A 19,637-nucleotide genomic window follows, 5' to 3' on the forward strand; every position below is an offset into this window, starting at 1 on the left:
CCGCACAAGGGCCGTGCGGGGCAAGGGAATCAGCGCCGCTGCGCCTCCAGCGGCGCACCGCGGCCACCCGTCGCCATGGCGCCCGTGCAGAGCAGCGGCCGCAGCGGGCCGCTGCGCGCCCGGTCCACCAGGGGCGCCGCGCGCCCGGCGGCCAGTGCCAGCGGGATCGCGACCAGGACGCCGACCAGCGCGCCGACCAGCACGTCGTGCGGGTAGTGCACACCGACCCAGACCCGGGAGGCGCCCATCAGCACGGCGGCGATCCCGGCGATCAGGCCCAGCCGCCGGTTCACGAACCAGAGCGCGGTCGCGGCGGAGAACGCGATCACCGTGTGGTTGCTCGGGAAGGACCAGTCACCGGCGCCCGGGCAGGCCTCCAGCGAGACGCTGCCGGCGATCTGCGCGCACGGCCGGACCTCCTCCACCGCCCCCTTGAACACCGAGTTGACGGCATAGGCGACGATCACGATCAGCGGCGAGGCCAGCACCTTGGCCATCAGCGCCGACCCGGTGCCGCGCGCCCGCCACCACGCGTAGACCATGAAGACCGCGAACAGGCCGAGCCCGAGCGCGGACCAGACCTTGACCAGCTCATCCAGCCAGTGCGGCGCGGCGTCCGCCCACCCGATCACCCGGGTGTAGAGGCCGCCGTCGATACCGCTGCCGTCGTACACGGCCAGCGCCCGGGAGGACATCACGCGTCACCTCCGTGACGCCGCGCCGTACGGGCGCGGAACAGTTCAAGAACAATCGGGATCACGGAGACAACTACTACCAGACCGATGATGGGGAGCAGATAACGGTCGATGCTGGGTACGGACGAGCCGAGCGCGTACCCGGCCAGCACCACTCCGACGGTCCAGACCGCCCCGCCCGTCACCTGCCAGAAGGTGAACGAGCGGACCGGCACCTCCAGCACGCCACAGAGCGGATTCAGCACCGTTCGGACCACCGGGATGAACCGGGCGAGCACGATCGCCTTGCCGTAGCCGTACTTGGTGAGCAGTTCCTCGGCGCGCTCGACGCCCTGCTGGAGGCTCTGCCGCCTGGAGCGGCGCAGCAGCGCCCGCCCGCCGCGCCTGCCGATCACATAGCCCACCTGGGCACCGGCCAGCGCCCCGATCAGGGCGGCCGGCAGCACCTGGTACAGCTCCAGCTGCGGCCCCTTGGTCGCGCCGGGCACACAGAGCAGGCCGGCGGTGAACAGCAGCGAGTCGCCGGGCAGGAAGAACCCGACCAGCAGGCCGGTCTCGGCGAAGAGCACGACGGCGATGCCGAGCGCGCCGAACGCGGCGAGCAGCGACGAGGCGTCCAGCAGGTTCACGGCGAGGGCGTGAACGGCCGGAACGGCGGGCGACTGGAGCAAGGCTGGCGGACCTCCCGTACGTTGGAGGGCGCGCCCGCGAGGCGCACCCTCGACCGTCTACAGTGACGTAGACGGTCTACATGACTGTAGACGAAACCTGGAGGAATCGCCGCCATGTCCGACGTACCGTCCGCCCGCCGGCCCGCCGGGGAGCTGGAGGCCGAGGTGCTGGCCGCCCTCTGGTCAGCGCGTCACCCGCTGACGCCGCAGGACGTCCAGGCGGCCCTCGGCGGTGACCTCGCCCGGACCACCATCGCCACGATCCTCGCCCGGCTGCACGACAAGGGCACCGTGGAGCGCACCCGGACGGGCCGCGCCTACGCGTACATCCCGACCGTCCAGGACCCGGCCGGCCTCGCCGCCCGCCGGATGCACACCGAGCTGGGCCGCGAACCGGACCGTTCGACCGTGCTGGCCCGCTTCGTCTCCGACCTCTCCGTCGAGGACGAGCGGCTCCTCCGCGAACTTCTCGGCGACGGCGACGGCGACGGCGACGGCGAGCCGACCGAAGCGGGCCACATGACCGGCACGGCCGGCCCGGCCGGCCCCGACCAGTACGGCGGGGGCGCGCCCGGAGCGGCCGCGTCATGATGATCGCCGTCTGGGCGCCGCTGCTGCTCCCCCTCCTCGCCGCCCCGCTGGCCCGCCGCCTCGCCGACGCGCTGTCGCCCCGGGCGGCCGCGTGGACGCTGGCCGGCACCGCCACCGTCCTGGCCGGCGGCACGCTCTGCTCGCTCGGCCTGCTCGCCGCCGCCGGACTGCTCCAGCTGCCGCCGGTCGCCGCGCTCGGCCACCTCTCACTGCCCTGGCTGACCTCGGCCGCGCCCGCCGCCGCGCTGTCGGCCGTGCCGGCCGGTCTGGCGCTGGTGGCCCTGGCGGCGCTGGCCGTCCGGACCGCGCGGCACCGCCGGCTCGACCTGCGCACCGCCCGGGCGGCACTGCCCGCCCCGGCCGCGCACCCCGGGGACCCGCGCCCCGACGACGCACACCGCGAGACCCCGCGCCCCGACCGGCATCCGGACATGCGCCCCCCACGCGCCTCCGTGCGCCGGGCGCGCACCGAGCACCCCCGGGGCCTCCGCGCCCTCCGCGCCCTCCTCGACCGGGCCCGCGCCCTGCTCCGCCCGGACCACCACCCGCTCGCCGTCCTGGACGACGAGTGCGCCGACGCCTTCGCCCTCCCCGGACGGCTCCGCCGCCCCGGCCGGCCGGGCGAACCGGGCCGGATCGTGGTCACCTCCGGAATGCTGCGCGCCCTCACCGCCCCGGAACGGGCCGCGCTGCTCGCCCACGAGCGCGCCCACCTCGCCGGCCGCCACCACGTCTTCCTCGCCCTCGCCGAGCACGCCGCCGCCGTCCACCCCGCGCTGCGGCCGCTGCGCGCGCCGCTCGGCTACCACCTGGAGCGCTGGGCCGACGAGGTCGCCGCGGAACGGGTCGGCGACCGCACCGTCACCGCCCGCGCGGTCGGCCGCGCCGCCCTGGCGGCCAGCCGCTCGCCCTGGCCGGCCCGGCCCCGGCTGGTCCCGGCCGCCCACTCCGGGCCGGTTCCGCGCCGGGTCGCGGCCCTGCTGCAGCCGACCACCGCCGCGCCCGCGGCCCGGTCCGGCACCGGCCGCCGCGCCGCCGCGTTCGCGCTCGCCGCCTGCCTGGCGCTCACCACCGCCGCGGCGCTGGACGCCACCGCCGACCTCCACCACACGGTCGAGGCCGCCCAGCAGGGCGCCGCGACCGACCGGTAACCACCCGCCGGAAGCCCCCGCCCCAACCCCCGCCGCACCCCTACCGCACCCCCAGCGCGATCCTCACCGCGATCCCCGACCCGCAGGTACCGCAGGCGCCACCAACCGCCCCAGCAACACGACATGTCCATTTTCATACCGTCGGGTATGCCGACTTGGCAGACCCCATGCCCAGGATCGAACAGCCCCCGTACGCTTTCGTCAGCGCGTCGGCCCCGACGCGTCCTCGAACGGCGGCGAGGAGCAACCCGAGTGCGGCAGACCGGACGGCAGACCCGACGACCCGAGCGTCGAACTCCGCAGACCGCGGCGGAGCTGGCCAAGGTCCACGACCGCACCCTCGCCGAGGCCACCGCCAGGGACCTGGCCCCGGACGCCCCGCTCGACGACGACCCGGCCCGGCTCCAGCCCCGCCCCGAGATCGGCGACTCCTGGGCCCGGCTGCGCCGCCTGGGGCTCGACCCGGACGCCGGCGCCGCCGCCGTCCACCTCGGCCCCGCCGAGATCGAGCACCGCCGCCGCACCAGCGGCCTCGACGCCGTCCTGCCCGTCCTGCGCGACACCCTGCTCGAACCGGTCGGCCAGACCCCGCTGATCCTCGCCATCGCCGACGCCGAGGGCCACGTCCTCTGGCAGGAGGGCGAGCGCGGGCTGCGCCGCAGCGCCGACCGGATCGGCTTCCTCACCGGCGCCCGCTGGGTCGAGGAGAGCGTCGGCACCAACGGCATAGCCGCCGCCCTGCGCGCCCAGCGCCCCATGCACGTCCACTCCTCCGAGCACTACCTGCGCAGCCACCACTCCTGGACCTGCGTCGCCGCACCGGTGCGCGACCCGGGCACCGGGCGGCTGATCGGCGCCATCGACCTCAGCGGCCCGGCCCACAGCGTCCGGCCGTACCTGCTGCAGCTGACCGCCACCGCCGCCCGGCTCGCCGAGACCGAACTGCGCGCCCGCCGCCTGGAGTCGCTGCACCACCTGCGCACCCTGGCCGCCCCGCTGCTGGCCCGGGTGAACGGCCCGGCGCTGGTGGTGGACGCCGCCGGCTGGACCGCCGCCGCGGCCGGCCTGCCGCCGCCCACCCGGCTGCGACTGCCCGCCGAGGGCTGGGGCTCGGCCGCCGTGCACTGGCTGCCCAGCCTCGGCGAGTGCGTCATAGAGCCGCTGGCCGACGGCTGGCTGGTCCGCCCGGTCCGGCCGCAGGACGATGCCCGGGCGGAGGACGACGACGGCGCCGCCGAACAGGCCGAGGGCGCCCGGCTCCGGCTCGACCTGCGCCGGCCCGACCGGCCGGAGCTCTCGGTGCACGGCGCGGCCGGCGGCTGGTCCCACGCGCTCAGCCCGCGCCATGCCGAACTGCTGCTCCTGCTCGCCGCCGAGCGCGACGGCCACACCGCGGCCCAGCTCGCGGACGCCCTCTTCGGCGACCCGGGCCGGACGGTGACGGTTCGTGCCGAACTCTCCCGGCTCCGCCGCTACCTGGGCGGCCTCCTGGCCCACCGGCCGTACCGGTTCGCCGAATCGGTGCTGGTCAGCGTGGTCGGGCCGGACGACCCGTACGACCTGCTGCCGGTCTCCTCGGCGCCGGCCGTGCGCCGGCTGCGGGTGGGTCTGGCGAACGGGACGGTCCGGCTGCCGGGCACCCCGCCCTTACCCGGTCCGCGCACGCCGGACGATCTCCCGTTGCCGGACGACCTCCCACGAACGGGTGAGCTCCCACCGCCCGGCGAACCCCCACGGCCGCCGGGGCCGCCCGCTCAGCCGCCGAGCAGCGCGGACAGCTGGGCGTCGGTCGGACCACAGGCTCGCTCGGCCTCCTCCGAGACCAGCGCGTAGGTACGGTCCAGCCAGGCCTGCACCCGGGGCTTGGAGGCCTCCAACAGGGCGCTGCCGTGCGGGGATTCGAGGGCCAGGTGCAACGTCGAGCCGTGGCAGGGACAGTACGCGGGCCACAGCTTGACGTCGCCCTGGCCGCTCAAGGAGCGCAGGCCGTCGCGCAGAAGGTCACGCGAGAACACCCAGTCGGCCTCGTCCGGCCGCCCGAGATGGAACGTCAGCAGCACCTCGTACGGGCGCTCGGTGTCGAACCGGAACCTGGTCCGAACCTCCCCGACGACCTCCTCACCCAGCGAGATCCGCAGCGTCAGCACTTCCTCCACCGCCGCCGGAGCGGCGGTGGAGCCTGCCTCATCGCCGCCCGTGGGGGTAGCGGCGAGAGGGGCACTGGAAGGTGCGGGCAGCGGGTCGGACGGCATGACGGTCTCTCCGGGACGGCGTGGGATGTCACCAGGGTGCGCCACCGACGACCGCCGGGCAAGGGTTGCAAGGAGGTTGCAATAATCCCCGACCCGGCCGGGCGGCCCTTACCGGCCTTGTCGGATGGATCGTCAATTTCCTTTCCCCAGAAGGCTGTCCACGTATTGGATCAATTCGGTTCAAGGTCTGGTCCGGGCCCGGCCACCCGCTGGTACGCTCGTCCCCCTGCCGGCGCGCGCGAGCGCGCGAACACCGGCGGACCCGCACGGGCGCGCCCGGCGGCAGTCCGCCCGTGACGGCGATTCGGGCCTTCCCGCAGCGCGTGGGAGGATACGGCGACCGCAACGCCGACTTCGGGGAGGGAGGGTCCGGTGGCTCTGCGCGAGGACACCGAGCGGGGCGTACGCCACGAGCGCGACCAGTGGCACGAGCGCCACGGCCGGCACGGCAGACGGAAGCCGTTCGGCGGCCGGCTCCGGCTGCCCACCCTCCGCTTCTCCGGGGCCGCGATGGCGATGTCCACCGTGGTCGGCATCAGCATCGCCACCACCTACCTGCTCAACGAGCAGCAGGGCGTCGGCCGCCGGGCCGGGGTCGCCCGGGTCGGCTCCAGCCCTCCCCCGCCCAGCCCGGCCCCCGATCAGGCCGCCACGGGCCAGGCCGCCGCCGATCAGTCCACCACCGATCAGGCCGACGGCGCCGCCGACCGGACCCCGGCCGCGCCCTCGTCGCGGCGGCCCTCGGCCGGCCCCTCGGGGACGGCCTCGCCCAGCGTCTCCACCGCGCCCCGCCCGGGCCCGTACGAGGCCGGCTCCCCCTCGCCCGGTACGCACGACGCCGACACCCACGGCAAGGGGACGGGCACACCCGGGGCCGCCGTCCACGGGCCCCTCGCCGCCCCCTCCGACACCGGCCGGGGCGCCTTCGCCGATCCGTCCGCCGAGGCCCTCGGCCCGGTCCGGGAGCGGCCCACCGCACCCCCTGCCGGCCCGGCCGCCGAACCGCCCGCCACCCCACGTCCGTTCACCAAGTCCTCGCCCGCGCCCGCCGCACCCGACAGCCGCTCGACCGACGAGGACCCCGCCGACCCGTCAGTCCCGGACGATCCCGTCGAGCCCGCCGATCCGGCCGACGACGGTGCCACCGACGCGGCCCTGACCGGCCGCGCCCTCGTGCAGCCGGTCGGCCGCGACGGCCTCCGGCACCTGCTCTCCCTGACCGTCGCCGAGCCGCTCACCGCGCTCCAGGCCGAGTTCCGGCTCGCCCCCGGCGAGTTGGCCCCCGGCACCGGCACCGCCTGGACCGATCTGCCCGGCACCGTGGTCACCGCCCACCAGGAACGCGGTGTGCTGGTCTACCGGTTCACCACCCCGGCCGGCACCGACGTCCGCCCCGGCCACTACACCTTCGGCGTGCGCGGTACCCGCCCGGCCGCCGCCCCGGAACGGACCGCCGGGCCGGAGCACCGGGCGGCCGGGAGCCGGAGCACCGAGAGCTGGAACGCCGCCGCGTTCGGCATCCACCGCCCCCGGGCCGTCGCCGCCCTCGGCACCTTCACCGCGCCGTCCCGCTGAGCCGCCGTCCACCGAACCAGCACCCGGCCGCGATCCGACAATCCGACAGGTCACGGCCCTTCTCGGGCTCGTCCCGGCAACCCCGTTCGTTACTGTGGGTACCAATCGGCACAGGGGCCCCGACTCGGGCCCCGAACGCCGTGCCACCGCATCCGAGGAGGAGTTCGTGTCCACGGTCCTGACCCAAGGCGGCAACGCCCCGCTGACCGCCGCGCGGGTGACCGTCGAGGTCACCGCACCCAAGGCGCTGGACGTCTCCGGCCTGTTGCTGACCGACGCCGGAAAGGTCCGCTCGGACGCCGACTTCGTGTTCTTCAACGCCCCCGACGGCCCCGGTGTGACCCACCGCCCGGCCGGCGGCGGCACCCCGGACGCCATCACCATCGACACCGGCGCCGTCCCGGCCGGCATCACCAAGGTCGTGGTGACGGCCAGCCCCGACGAGGCCGGCGCCACCTTCGCGGGCATCGAGCCGACCGCGACCGTCCGCGACGCCGACACCGGCCAGGTGCTGGTCACCTTCACCCCGCCGGCGCTGGGCCGCGAGACCGCGCTGATCGTGGTCGAGGTCTACCAGCGGGGCGGCGCCTGGAAGGTCCGCGCGGTCGGCCAGGGTTACGCCAACGGTCTGGCCGGCATCGCCACCGACTTCGGCGTCAACGTCGAGGACGAGCCCGCGCCGGTCACCGCCGCGCCCGTCGCCGCACCGCCCGTCGCGCCCCCCGCACCGCCCGTCGCGCCGCCCATGGCCCCGCCGCCGGCCGCCCCGCCGATGCCGCAGACCGCTCCCCCGGTACCCCCGGCCCCGCCCGCGCCCCCGGCGCCCCCCGCGCCCTCGCTCACCAAGATCACCCTGGACAAGGGCCGGGTGAACCTCACCAAGGGCGGCTCGGTCTCCCTGGAGAAGAACGGCAAGCCCTTCCTCTCCTCCGTTCGGATGGGCCTCGGCTGGGAGCCCGCCGGCCGCGGCCGCAGCATCGACCTCGACGCCTCCTGCATCGCCTTCGACGGCAAGCGCGAGAAGCTGGAGACGGCCTGGTTCATGAAGCTGTCCGTCTTCAAGGGCGCCATCGCCCACTCCGGCGACAACCTCACCGGCGAGGGCGGCGGCGACGACGAGTCGATCACCGTCCACCTCGACGGCCTGCCGCCGGAGGTCTGCGGCCTGGTGTTCGTGGTGAACTCCTTCTCCGGCCAGAAGTTCACCGACGTCAAGAACGCCTACTGCCGCCTGGTGGACGCCGGTTCCGGCCAGGAGCTGGTCCGCTTCGACCTCACCCACGCCGAGCCGCACACCGGTGTGGTGATGTGCAAGCTGGTCCGCCAGTACTCCGGCGAATGGGTGATGACCGCCATCGGCGAGTACGTCGACGCCAAGACCGCCCGCGCCATGGTCAAGCCCGCCGCCGCGATGCTCTGAGCAGGCTCCCCCCGCGCGTCGTCCGGCCCGCCCCCGAAGCCCCTTTCCCGGGCACCGGGGGCGGGCCGCCGTCCAGGGCCGTCGTCCAGGACCACCGCCCAGGACCACCGCCCAGGGCCGCCGCGCCGGGCGCAAAACCGGTGGCGGCGCCGCCACCCGGCCGTCATCCTGTCCGGATGCTGATCAGGGAAGCCACCACCGAGGACTGGCCGGCCATCTGGCCCTTCTTCCACGCCATCGTGGCCGCCGGCGAGACCTTCACCTACCCGCTGGACCTCTCCTCCGACCAGGGCCGCGACTGGTGGCTGCTGGCCGCCCCGTACCGGACGGTGGTCGCCGTGGACGAGGCGGGCACCGTCCTCGGCACCGCCAAGATGAACCGCAACCACCTGGGCAACGGCTCGCACATCGCGAGCGCCGGCTACATGGTCGACCCGGCGCACGCCGGCCGGGGCGTCGGCCGCGCCCTCGCCGGGTACTCGCTGGAGTGGGCCCGCCGGGCCGGGTACCGGGCCATGCAGTTCAACGCGGTCGTGGCCTCGAACGAGCCCGCGGTGCGGCTGTACCGGTCCCTCGGCTTCGACATCCTCGGCACCCTCCCCGAGGGCTTCCGCCACCCGGTCCACGGCTACGTCGGCCTGCACATCATGCACCGCGCACTCTGAACCAGGCCCGAGGCCGGCCTACGACCGGGACCGGATCACCAAGCGGCACTGCTACGCCCGCGCCGCCGTCCCGCTCCACCTCCTGATCGACCGCGACAGGTCCCAGGTCAGCATCTTCAGCACGCCGCACGGCGACGAGTACACCGAAGTGCACCTCGCCCCGCTCGGCCGACCGCTCGTGCTGCCCGCCCCGTTCGGCTTCGAGCTGGACACCAAGCCGTTCCTCTGAGCACCGCCCCGCCACGCCGTACGGCCCGCACCCCCCTTCCACCGGGGGTGCGGGCCGTACGAGCACGGGAGAGCCTCAGCCGCGCGTCGCCATGGCGCGCAGGAAGAAGGTCAGGTTGGCCGGGCGCTCGGCGAGCCTGCGCATGAAGTACCCGTACCACTCCTGGCCGTACGGCAGGTACACCCGCATGGTGTTGCCCTCGGCGGCCAGCCGCAGCTGCTCCTCGGGGCGGATGCCGAAGAGCATCTGGTACTCGAAGGAGTCGCGCTTGCGGCCGTTCCACTGGGCGAGCTGCCCGGCGATCTTGATCATGTTGGGGTCGTGCGAGGCGATCATCGGGTAACCCTCGCCGGCCATCAGGACCTTCAGCGCCCGGACGTACGCCAGGTCGACCTCGTGCTTGCCCTGGAAGGCGACCGACTCCGGCTCCTTGTAGGCGCCCTTGCAGAGGCGCACCCGCGAGCCGGGGCCGCTGAACTCGCGGCAGTCGGCCTCGGTGCGGCGCAGGTAGGCCTGGAGGACGACGCCCAGCCACGGGAAGTCGGCGCGCAGCTCACGCGCGATGGCCAGGGTGGAGTCCGTGGTGGTGTGGTCCTCCATGTCGAGCGTCACCGTGGTGCCGGCCACGGCGGCCGCCTCGCAGATCCGGCGGGCGTTCTCCAGCGCGATCTTCTCGCCGTCCACCGGGAGGAACTGGCCGACGGCCGACAGCTTCACCGACACCTCGGCACCCGCCGCGAGGCCGGTCTCCTTGAGCGCCGTGAGCAGGTGCTCGTAGGCCTCGGCGGTGCCGGCGGCCTGGGCGGCGTCCTGGGTGTCCTCACCGAGGTGGTCCAGGGTGACCTTGCGGCCGGTGGCGACCAGGTCGTCGCAGGCGGTGACGGCGTCGTCGAGGGCCTCACCGGCGACGAAGCGTTCGACTATCGCGTGGGTCGGCGGGAACTTCTCGACGACGGTGCGGACCTGCGGGGAGCGGGAGGCCGCGAGGAGGGCGGAACGGAGCATCGTGACTCCTGGAGCTGGTGCTTCTAAGGGTGGCAGAAGGAAAGCGGCGGGCGGGCCTGTGGGGTGGGCCCGCCCGCCACGTGGGCGGGCGCTCAGCCCATGTGCGGGTAGCGGTAGTCCGTCGGCGGGACGAAGGTTTCCTTGACCGAGCGGGTCGAGGTCCAGCGCGCCAGGTTCTGCTTGGCGCCGGCCTTGTCGTTGGTGCCCGAGGCCCGGCCGCCGCCGAACGGCTGCTGGCCGACGACCGCGCCGGTCGGCTTGTCGTTGATGTAGAAGTTGCCGGCCGCGAACCGCAGCTTGTGCATGGCGTCCTGGGCGGCGGCCCGGTCCTGGGCGATGATCGCGCCGGTCAGGCCGTACGAGGACACCGACTCCATCTGCGCCAGCATCTCCTCGTACTTCTCGTCCTCGTAGACGTACACCGCGAGGACCGGGCCGAAGTACTCGTCCCGGAAGTACTCGCTCGCCGGGTCCTCGCAGACCAGCACGGTCGGGCGGACGAAGTAGCCGACCGAGTCGTCGTAGGTGCCGCCGGCCAGGACCTCGACCTTCGGGTCCGCCTGGGCCCGGTCGATCGCGGCCTTGTTCTTGGCGAAGGAGCGCTCGTCGATGACGGCGGACATGAAGTTCGCCAGGTCGGTGACGTCGCCCATGGTCAGGCCCTCGACCTCGTCGCGGAACGCGTCCTTGAGGCCGGCCCAGACCGACGCCGGGACGTAGGCCCGGGAGAGCGCCGAGCACTTCTGGCCCTGGAACTCGAAGGCGCCGCGGGTCATCGCGGTCTTCAGCACGGCCGGGTCGGCGGACGGGTGGGCGACCAGGAAGTCCTTGCCGCCGGTCTCGCCGACGATCCGCGGGTAGGTGCGGTAGCCGGAGATGTTGGTGCCGACCTCGCGCCACAGGTGCTGGAAGGTGGCGGTCGAGCCGGTGAAGTGGATGCCGGCCAGCGCGGGGTGCTTCAGCGCGACGTCCGAGACCGCCAGGCCGTCACCGGTCACCATGTTGATGACGCCCCTGGGCAGCCCGGCCTCCTCCAGCAGCTGCATCAGCAGGTGCGCGGAGAACTGCTGGGTCGGGGAGGGCTTCCAGAGCACCACGTTGCCCATCAGCGCGGGCGCGGTCGGCAGGTTGCCCGCGATGGCGGTGAAGTTGAACGGGGTGATCGCGTAGACGAAGCCCTCCAGCGGGCGGTGGTCGCTGCGGTTCCACACGCCCTCGGAGGAGAGCGGCTGCTCGGCCATGATCTGGCGGGCGAAGTGCACGTTGAAGCGCAGGAAGTCGACCAGTTCGCAGGGGGTGTCGATCTCGGCCTGCTGCGCGGTCTTGGACTGGCCGAGCATGGTGGCGGCGGCCAGGGTCTCGCGCCAGGGGCCGGCCAGCAGGTCGGCGGCCTTGAGGAAGATCGCGGCGCGGGAGTCGAAGGAGAGCGCCTGCCAGGCCGGGGCGGCGGCCAGGGCAGCGTCGATGGCGTCCTGCGCGTCGGCCTGGGTGGCGTTGCGCAGCGTACCGAGCCTCGCCGCGTGGTTGTGCGGCTGGACGACGTGGATCTCGGTGCCGCCGCCGAGGCGGCGCTCACCGTTGATCGTCATGGTCAGCTGGACCGGCTCCTGGCCGCCCAGCTCCTTCAGCCTGGCCTCCAGACGGGCCCGTTCGGGGCTGCCCGGGGCGTAGCTGTGGACCGGCTCGTTCACCGGCGCGGGGACCTGGGTCACAGCATCCATGAGCGCACGCTCTCCTTCGGTTCGCGGGGGGGGGATGCCGACGCGGGTCGCGCGTCGGCCACAGCACGAACGCTATTCCTGCCCGGCGGCCCACTTGATTGGCCGGGCGGCTAAAGTCCCCCGTACGGCGTTGTCCGGCCCGACGAAGGGATCACGGGGCGGTCACGGTTGTCCCCTGGTCAGCGCCCCGGCCACCGCGTCGGCTGCCCGGCGCCGGCCGGTCCGGCGGCCCGGCTCCCGGTTTCGTCCGCCCGGCTAAAATCGTCCGTACACCGTTGTCCGCGTGGATGAAGGAGGCCCGGTGTCCCAGCCCCTCGGCCTCCCGCTCCGGCAACTGCTGATGTCCCTCGGCGAGCCGCTGGTCGAACTCCAGGCCGCCCCCCAGGGGTTGGACGTACCGGTCCGCGACGTGGTGATCCTCGACCCGGAGGACCCGCCGGTCGCCGCACCGGGCGAGCTGGTCCTCGCCATCGGCGCCCGCGGCCGGGCCGCGCTGCCGGCCCTGCGCGCGGCCGGCCGGGCCGGCGCGGCGGCGGTGGCCGTCAAGCTGGACGGCCCCGGCCAGGCGGACGCGCTGCGCGAGGCGGCCACCGAGGCGGGCGTCGCGCTGCTCTCGGTCCGCCGCGAGACCCGCTGGGAGCACCTGGACTCGCTCGCCCGCGCGATCATCGCCGGGCCGGACGCACCGGACGGGCCGGGCGCCCCCGAGCACAACGCGGGCGACCTCTTCTCGCTCGCCCAGACCGTCGCCGTGCTCACCAACGGCATCGTCTCGATCGAGGACACCTCCAGCCGGGTGCTGGCCTACTCCCGTTCCTCCGACTCCGACGAGGTGGACGACCTCCGGCGGCTCTCCATCCTCGGCTGGCAGGGGCCCGAGCCGTACCTCTCCAAGCTCCGCGAGTGGGGCATCTTCCAGCATCTGCGCAGCTCGGACACGGCGATCGCGGTCGACCCGCACCCGGAGCTGGGCCTGCGCCGCCGGCTCGCGATCGGCATCCGGGCCGGGGCGCAGCCGCTCGGCACTATCTGGGTGCAGGAGGGCGCCCAGCCGCTCGCGCCGCTCGCCGAGCAGGCGCTGGTCGGCGCGGCCCGGGTGGCGGCGGCGCAGTTGGTGCGACGGCGCCGGGAGCTGTCGGCGGACGTCCGGCTGACCCGGACCCTGCTCACCGGGCTGCTGGAGGGCTCGACCGGCCCGCAGTCCCTGGCCACCCATCTGGGCCTGGACCTGCGCCGCCCGGCCACCGTCCTGGCGTACAGCGCGCACACCACGGAGGCCCTCACCCGGGCCGAGGTGACCGGTCTGATCTCGGTGCACACCGCCGCCCGGCACCGGGCCGCGCTGCTCGCGCCGATCGAGTCCCGGGTGTACGTGCTGCTGCCCGAGCTGCCGGCCGGCCTGCCGATGACGACGGTCCGGGACTGGGCGCGGGGGGTGGTCGAGGCCGCCCGGGAGCACCTGGGCGTGCCGCTGCGGGCGGCGATCGGCTCGACGGTGGACGGCCTGGCCCAGGTGCCCGAGTCCCGTGCGCAGGCGGACCGCATCCTGGACGCGATGGGCCGCGGCGGGGTGGACCTGGAGGTCGCGGCGCTGATCGACGTCCAGGCGGAGGTGCTGGTCAGCGAGATGCTGGCGCTGCTGCAGGAGCGGAGCGGCCTGCGTGACCCGCGGCTGACCGCGCTGGCCGGGTACGACCGCCGGCACGGCACCCGGCTCGCCGAGTCGGTGCTGGCCTGGCTGGACGCGCTCGGCGAGGTCCGGGTCGCCGCGGACGCCTTGCACATCCACCCCAACACCCTGCGCTACCGGGTGCGCCGGGCCGAGCAGTTGACCGGCATCGACCTGACCCAGCCGCAGCAGCGGCTGCTGGCGATGCTGCAACTGCGGCTGCCCGCGGACGACTGAAGACGACTGAAGGGGCCCGCCGGAGCGGACCCCTTCCCGTCATACCTCGGGTCAGGCGCCGTAGCCCTGGCCGCGCTTGTGCTCGTTCAGCCGGTGCCAGGGGCCGGTGATGGCCAGCTGGATGCCCGGCACCTGGATGTTGGCGAACAGCGTCTTGCCGTCGTCCGAGAAGGTCACCCCGGTGAACTCGCTGAACTCGGGCTTCTCGGCGGTGCCGATGTTCAGCTCGTTGCGGGCGATCGGGTACAGCCCGTCCTCGGTGGCGCCGAACAGGTGCGAGACGCCCTCGCCGTCCTCGGCGATCACGATGCCGCCGTAGGGCGAGACGGTGATGTTGTCCGGGCCGTCGTAGTTGTCGTGGTCGCCGAACACGTCGGTGTTGACGCCGAGCAGCACCTTCAGGGTGATGGTGCGGCGGGCCGGGTTGAAGAACCAGACCTGGCCGTCGTGCTGGACGGGGCTCTCCGACCGGGCGAAGGAGGAGACGAAGTAGAAGCCGCCGTCACCCCACCACATGCCCTCCAGCTTGCGGGCACGGGTGACCTCGCCGTCCTTGAACTGCTTGCGGACGGAGACCGTACGGGCGTCGCGGTCCTCGACCTTGACCCAGTCCACGCCGTAGGTGGTGCCCACCTTGGTGGCGCGCGACAGGTCGTCGATGAACTTGCCCTGCGAGTCGAAGACCTTGAAGGCCTCCAGCACACCGGCGTCGGCGGCGAGCTTGCGCAGCTGGTAGCGGCCGTGCTTGAAACCGGCCGGCGGGGTCCAGCGGAACAGCAGGCCGTTGGGGTTGGAGGCGTCCTCGGTCAGGTAGACCTGGCCGCGCTTGGGGTCGACGACGACGGCCTCGTGCGCGTAGCGGCCGAAGGCCTTCACCGGCTGCGGGTTCTGGTTGTACTCGTCGTCGAACGGGTCGACCTCGAAGATGTAGCCGTGGTCCTTGGTGAAGCCGTTCTTGCCGGCCTTGTCCTCGGTCTCCTCGCCCGACAGCCAGGTGCCCCACGGGGTCACGCCACCGGCGCAGTTGGTGGAGGTTCCGGCGATGCCGACCCACTGCTCGACCTTGCCGTTGGCCTTGGCGTGCACGATGGTGCAGCCGCCGGCCGCGCCCGGGTCGTAGACGTGGCCCTCGGTCAGCGGCACCGGGTACGGCCAGTTGGCGCGGGCGCCGCTCAGCTCGTGGTTGACGACCAGCAGGTTGCCGCCGCGCTCGTCCTCGAAGGCGGAGGTGCCGTCGTGGTTGCTGGGGGTGAACTCGCCGGTGCGCAGCTTGGTGACGCCGGTCCGGTTCACGACGGTGTACTTGAAGCCCTTGGGCAGCGAGAGCAGGTTCTGCGGGTCCTGGACCAGCGGACCGTAACCGACGGCGGCACGCTCGGCGTCGGCGGTCGCGGCGGCCTGCACCTCGCCGCCCACCGGGGCGGCGATCGCGCCGGGGGCGCTGGCCAGGGCCTCGGCGCTGCCGGCGATCAGAACGCCGGCCCCGACGAGGGTGGAACGGTTGACGAAGTCCCGGCGGGACAGCGACATGGCAGTCACTCCTGAGGGGTGGGCCGCCGACCGGGACGGTGCCCGGTGCGTGGCGTACGAGTTGTCGAGGCAGACCGTCGACGCCCAGCAGACTCCGCCGCCCCGGTGAACTCCCGGTGACGTGGACACCTCGTCGGGGTGGTCATTTGCGGACCGTATGCCAATCCATGACCGCCCCTTTGCCGTCCTGCCGCCGGGCATCCCGCCTGCCACACCTCCCGGCCGCACCGCCCGGCCGCACCACCCCCCGGCTACCTCCCCGCCCGCGCCGACCGCCACTGCTCCCAGGCCGACAGCCACAGCTGCTCCTCGATCCGCCGCTGCTCCTCCCGGTCGAACGGGTCTCCCCCGCCGGGCCGGTTCCGCCAGAGCTGCTCCCACGCCCGCTGCGCCGGCAGGCTCGCCACCTCGCTGGCGAACACCGTGTACCGGATGACCTCCTCGACGGCGGCCTGCCCCTCCGGCGTGCCGACCACCCACTGGGTCTGCCGGGAGAGCCGGTTGAGGTGGTTGACCATCGCCGTCACCGCCGCGACCGCCTCCTCCCGGGTCTCCGTGGCGAGCCGCATCTGCTGGCGCACCGCGGCCTCCCAGCGCAGCGCGCCGTTCTCCCCGCGCAGCCCGCGCGGCAGCCGCGGCGTACGCCCCGCCCGGACCTGCGCCTCGACGGCGGCGGACTCCCTGATGCTGTGCTCGATCACCGCCCGGTGCGCCTCCAGTCCGACGGCAGGGGCGAGGTCGCGCTCCTCCACCGGCACATGGCGGCCGCGCCGGGAGGCGAGGGCGCGCAGCAGCCCGGTCCGGCCGAGCAGGTACCGCTCGAAGTCCCCGATCCGGGCCAGTTCGACGCCGCCGGGCGGCACCCCCCGCCCGCAGACCGTGACGGTCAGCCCGTCCACCCGCAGCCGGGCCGCCCAGACCGGGCCGGTGCCGGGGGCGTCCGGGCGGTGCCAGAGTTCGCGCCGGTCCTCGTGCAGTTCCACCGCGCGGGGCTCGCCCTCCACGGTGATCCACTCGCGCAGCGCCCGGACCCGGCCCGGGCCCTCGCCCTCGTCGACGCCGAGCTGCTCGTAGACCCGGTCGCGCTCGTCCTCGACCACGTCCTCCAGCTCCGGCAGCCGGCCGCGGTTCTCGGCGCCGGGCCGGTAGGTGCGCACGGTGACGTACGGGCCGTCGGCGCTGGTCCGGTCGCCGGAGTGGACCTCGACCCAGCACAGCTCGCCGTCGGCGGTCTCGAACGCGGCCAGCGCGTCGCCGTCCCGGCCGGCCCCGGCCGCCACCCCGTACACCGGGAAGTCCGCCGCGGCGAGGGTGCGGCGCGCGAACTCCTCCTGGTCGGCGAGCCGCTCCTCCTGGCCGCGCGGGTCCGTCCCGCGCGGGCCGTGGCCGACCTGACCACCCACCGCGGGACCACCCACCGCAGGACCGCCCGCCGCGGAACCGCCCATCGCGGAACCACCCGCCGCGGTCCCGCCCCCGAAGGGTCCGCCCCCGGCGGAGCCGTCCGCCCGGGGGCCGTTCTGCTCCTGGGGCCTGCCGCCGCTCTCCCGCATCATGCTGTGCCGCACCCCCGAGTCCTCGCCGCCCTCGCGCCGCCTCGGGAAACGATACGTGGCCGGTACCTGCCGGGTCATCAGCTCCCGCTGCACGCCCGGCTGATCGGCCCGGACGACCGGCCCGACCGGGGGCGGACGGGCAGGGCGGGGCCGTGTCAGGGCGGGCCCCTGTCAGTCGCCCTGCCTACGCTGTCGGGCATGACAGCGAACAGCAACGTTCCGGCCCGGATCAGCATCGTCACCCTCGGGGTGAGTGATCTCGACCGCAGCACCCGCTTCTACGAAGGCCTCGGCTGGAAGCGGTCGTCCGTCTCCAGCCCGGAGATCGTCTGGTTCCGCACCGCCGACTCCGTGCTCGGCCTCTTCCCGCACGACGAGCTGGCCGCCGACGCGGGCGTGCCCGCCACCGGCGAGCCGGCCTTCCGCGGCGTCACCCTCGCGGTGAACCTGGAGTCCCCCGAGCTGGTGGACGCCGCTCTGCGGACGGCCGTCGAGGCGGGCGCCAGCGTGGTCAAGCCGCCGGCCACGACCAGCTGGGGCGGCTACTCCGGCTACTTCGAGGACCCGGACGGGCACCTCTGGGAGCTGGCCCACAACCCGTTCTTCCCCTTCGCCGAGGACGGCTCGCTCGACCTCCCGTAGGGCGTGTCCGACGGTTCCCGCCGCATGCGCGCCGTCGGACACGTCCTGGGGCCCGTCCGGGCCCGGGCTCACCGCCCCGGGCTCACTTCTTCGACCGCGCCTTGAAGGCCGCCTTGCGGGCCTCCTTGGCCACCGCCCGGTCGAGGTGCAGCTCGCCGACGGCCTCCAGCACGTCCGCCGTGTACGGGTGGTCGACCCGCCAGAGCTCGCCGAAGTAACTCGCCGGATTGTCCGTCACCGGCAGCCCGGCGATCAGCTCGCGCAGCAGCTCCGCGTCGCCGCCGCTGTCCAGCAGCTGGGCGGCGAAGGTGTCGACCACCGTCCACAGCACCATCGCCCGTTCCGGCGTCGGCACGTCCGCCGCCCCGATGGAGGCCAGCCAGGCGCGGGCTCCGCCGCCCAGCTCCGGGTCGTCCAGCACCTCCTGGACGGCGGGCTCGGCGGCCCCGCCGAGCATGGTCAGCGCCAGCTGGCAGAGCATCCGGCGCAGCGGAGCGTACGTGTCGTCGCCGCGCGCCGCCGCGAGCAGTTCGCGCGCCGCCTCGACCGGCTCCCGGCCGGTGACCCAGACCCGCAGCTCCTCCTCGGGCAGCACATTGGCCGCCTCGCAGACCGTCCGCAGCAGCTCGACGGCGTCGCCCTGGGCCAGCTCGCCGACCAGCGGCGCGTCGTACCCGTCCTCCAGCAGCCACTGCCGGATCCCGTACTGGCCGAGCGGGGTGAGCCGGACCAGGCCGAAGCGCGCGGACTCCTCCTCGTCCAGCGGCTCCTCCCCGGCCGGGGCGCCGCCCTCCGGCTCCTCCTCGTCGAACAGCTCCGGGTCGATCGGGCGGTAGTCCAGCAGGCCCAGCTCGGCGAGGTCGCCGAGCATCGGGTCCAGGGTGACCATCACATCGGTGATGTCGCCGAGCAGTTCCTCGCTCGGCTCCTCGCCCTCCGGCACGACCAGCAGCGCGGCCAGCACGCCCAGCGGCACGGTCTCACTGCCCGGGTCGGCGAAGGCGGTGGTCTCGTACAGCACCTGGAGCGCCTCGTCGAGCAGTTCGGCGGCCTCGTCCCGGGCCTCCTCGACCTGCGTCAGCCGGTCCTCGTCCTCCTCTGCCTCGCCCTCGCCCTCGGCCCCTTCCTCCTCCGGCAGCGAGTCCGCCTCCGCGGCCAGCTCCCGGACGATCCCGGCGGCCGTCAGCCAGAGCTCCAGGACGGTCTCCGCGTCCCCCTGCTCGGCGGGCTCCAGATCCGGCCCCGGGACGGCGACGTGCTCGCCCTCGGCGGTGGTGCCGATCTCGACCAGGTCCAGGTCGCACGCCAGCGACCAGGCCCGCATCGCCTCGACCACGGCCTCCTCCGGTACTTCCCCCTCCTCGGGGGCGAGGCCGAGCAGCCGGGCCGCCGGCGCCCGGTCCGGGCCGGTGAGGTCGCCGAACTCGTCCACCGCCCGGTGCGGGGCGGTCCAGCGGGCCAGCGTCAGCGCGTACCCGAACATCGGGACGGCCTTGGCCTGCTCGGCCAGCTCCTCCTCGGACGGCAGCTTCACCGGCGGTACCAGCACGGCAGCGTCGTCGAGGTCCTCGTCGTCCATCCCGTGCGCGGCGAACGCCCCGTAGAGGTCCTCCAGCTCCAGGTCGGCGGGCAGTACCGCCTCGCCCGGCCCCTCACCCGGCGCACCCGCCGACGAAACCCCAGCGTTCTTACGACGTCGTCCGGCCATCGTTGCGCGTTCTCCCTACAGCCAGCAGTCGGTCGATCAGTGCCCGGCCCGAACGGATGAGCTCCGTGTGCCGGTCCATCACCTCAGCGTATAGGCCTGGCAGCGCCGACGCCCGGCCCCAAGGGGCGCGCGCCGCAACAGTGCGCCCACCCCTTATCCTTCGAATCAGTACCGCGCACACCCCGCGCGGACCACCGGGCGACGAAGCCCTTTCCCCTCCTCGCCCGGTCCGGGCAGGAGGGGCCCACGCTCACCCGCTCCACCAGGGAGCCCCGCACCGAGGCCACCACCACAGCGCCGCAGGACGGGCGCACCGGCAC

16 protein-coding genes and 1 pseudogene are annotated in these 19,637 nt (G+C 74.4%); 9 read left to right on the forward strand and 8 right to left on the reverse strand.

Annotated elements, in window-relative coordinates:
- Positions 1-29: 29 nt before the first annotated feature.
- Positions 30-695, reverse strand: coding sequence for a phosphatase PAP2 family protein (locus tag ACIO5D_RS28690; RefSeq protein ID WP_400653895.1), 666 nt, complete (start codon positions 693-695; stop codon positions 30-32).
- On the reverse strand, positions 695-1,366 hold the full coding sequence (locus ACIO5D_RS28695; RefSeq protein ID WP_400653893.1) for a DedA family protein: 672 nt from the start codon (positions 1,364-1,366) through the stop codon (positions 695-697). The genes ACIO5D_RS28690 and ACIO5D_RS28695 overlap by 1 nt, the downstream gene beginning before the upstream one ends.
- A gap of 114 nt (positions 1,367-1,480) precedes the next feature.
- On the opposite strand from ACIO5D_RS28695, the gene ACIO5D_RS28700 reads away from it, so the two are divergent.
- The 3 genes from ACIO5D_RS28700 (at position 1,481) to ACIO5D_RS28710 (ending at position 4,941) form a co-directional block, all read left to right on the forward strand.
- Positions 1,481-1,957 carry a BlaI/MecI/CopY family transcriptional regulator gene (locus ACIO5D_RS28700; protein ID WP_400653891.1) on the forward strand — a complete coding sequence of 159 codons (477 nt, stop codon included), beginning with the start codon at positions 1,481-1,483 and terminating at the stop codon, positions 1,955-1,957.
- A complete protein-coding gene (locus ACIO5D_RS28705) occupies positions 1,954-3,108 on the forward strand; it encodes a M48 family metalloprotease (RefSeq protein WP_400653889.1) in 1,155 nt (384 codons plus the stop codon). The genes ACIO5D_RS28700 and ACIO5D_RS28705 overlap by 4 nt, the downstream gene beginning before the upstream one ends.
- Before the next feature lie 252 nt (positions 3,109-3,360).
- The gene (locus ACIO5D_RS28710) at positions 3,361-4,941 is read left to right on the forward strand and encodes a GAF domain-containing protein (protein WP_363613539.1); all 1,581 of its coding nucleotides are present in this window, start codon (positions 3,361-3,363) and stop codon (positions 4,939-4,941) included.
- Here ACIO5D_RS28710 and ACIO5D_RS28715 read toward each other — a convergent pair.
- On the reverse strand, positions 4,863-5,360 hold the full coding sequence (locus ACIO5D_RS28715) for an SsgA family sporulation/cell division regulator (RefSeq protein WP_363613537.1): 498 nt from the start codon (positions 5,358-5,360) through the stop codon (positions 4,863-4,865). The genes ACIO5D_RS28710 and ACIO5D_RS28715 overlap by 79 nt on opposite strands.
- A gap of 372 nt (positions 5,361-5,732) precedes the next feature.
- On the opposite strand from ACIO5D_RS28715, the gene ACIO5D_RS28720 reads away from it, so the two are divergent.
- From ACIO5D_RS28720 to ACIO5D_RS28735, 4 genes and pseudogenes are all read left to right on the forward strand, one after another.
- Positions 5,733-6,935, forward strand: a complete 1,203-nt coding sequence (locus tag ACIO5D_RS28720) for a hypothetical protein (RefSeq protein WP_400798756.1) — start codon at positions 5,733-5,735, stop codon at positions 6,933-6,935.
- A gap of 178 nt (positions 6,936-7,113) precedes the next feature.
- Complete coding sequence (locus ACIO5D_RS28725; protein ID WP_400654044.1) at positions 7,114-8,355, forward strand: TerD family protein; 1,242 nt, start codon at positions 7,114-7,116, stop codon at positions 8,353-8,355.
- 176 nt (positions 8,356-8,531) lie between these two features.
- Positions 8,532-9,020, forward strand: a complete 489-nt coding sequence (locus tag ACIO5D_RS28730) for a GNAT family N-acetyltransferase (protein WP_400653881.1) — start codon at positions 8,532-8,534, stop codon at positions 9,018-9,020.
- Positions 9,021-9,051: 31 nt separating this feature from the next.
- A pseudogene (locus tag ACIO5D_RS28735) lies at positions 9,052-9,249 on the forward strand (Uma2 family endonuclease); the annotation flags it as partial.
- A 75-nt stretch (positions 9,250-9,324) separates the two neighbouring features.
- Here the strand turns inward: ACIO5D_RS28735 and ACIO5D_RS28740 are convergent.
- Both ACIO5D_RS28740 and pruA read right to left on the reverse strand, forming a co-directional pair.
- Positions 9,325-10,254, reverse strand: a complete 930-nt coding sequence (locus ACIO5D_RS28740; protein ID WP_400653879.1) for a proline dehydrogenase family protein — start codon at positions 10,252-10,254, stop codon at positions 9,325-9,327.
- A gap of 92 nt (positions 10,255-10,346) precedes the next feature.
- A complete protein-coding gene (gene pruA, locus ACIO5D_RS28745) occupies positions 10,347-11,975 on the reverse strand; it encodes an L-glutamate gamma-semialdehyde dehydrogenase (protein WP_363613529.1) in 1,629 nt (542 codons plus the stop codon).
- Between the two features lie 301 nt (positions 11,976-12,276).
- Between pruA and ACIO5D_RS28750 the strand changes: the two genes are divergently transcribed.
- The gene (locus tag ACIO5D_RS28750; RefSeq protein WP_363613527.1) at positions 12,277-13,881 is read left to right on the forward strand and encodes a helix-turn-helix domain-containing protein; all 1,605 of its coding nucleotides are present in this window, start codon (positions 12,277-12,279) and stop codon (positions 13,879-13,881) included.
- A 51-nt stretch (positions 13,882-13,932) separates the two neighbouring features.
- On the opposite strand, the gene ACIO5D_RS28755 is transcribed toward ACIO5D_RS28750, so the two are convergent.
- Entirely contained in the window at positions 13,933-15,411 is a 1,479-nt protein-coding gene (locus ACIO5D_RS28755; RefSeq protein ID WP_400798758.1) for an alkaline phosphatase PhoX, read from the reverse strand.
- A 251-nt stretch (positions 15,412-15,662) separates the two neighbouring features.
- Positions 15,663-17,045, reverse strand: coding sequence for a hypothetical protein (locus ACIO5D_RS28760; RefSeq protein ID WP_400798761.1), 1,383 nt, complete (start codon positions 17,043-17,045; stop codon positions 15,663-15,665).
- A gap of 120 nt (positions 17,046-17,165) precedes the next feature.
- Here ACIO5D_RS28760 and ACIO5D_RS28765 point away from each other — a divergent pair, with 120 nt between their 5' ends.
- A complete protein-coding gene (locus ACIO5D_RS28765; protein ID WP_400653875.1) occupies positions 17,166-17,609 on the forward strand; it encodes a VOC family protein in 444 nt (147 codons plus the stop codon).
- 82 nt (positions 17,610-17,691) lie between these two features.
- Here the strand turns inward: ACIO5D_RS28765 and ACIO5D_RS28770 are convergent, their stop codons facing one another.
- On the reverse strand, positions 17,692-19,317 hold the full coding sequence (locus ACIO5D_RS28770; protein ID WP_400798764.1) for a hypothetical protein: 1,626 nt from the start codon (positions 19,315-19,317) through the stop codon (positions 17,692-17,694).
- Between the last annotated feature and the right edge of the window lie 320 nt (positions 19,318-19,637).

Origin of the sequence: Kitasatospora sp. NPDC087315, from assembly GCF_044744345.1 — a bacterium.
Lineage (GTDB): Bacteria > Actinomycetota > Actinomycetes > Streptomycetales > Streptomycetaceae > Kitasatospora.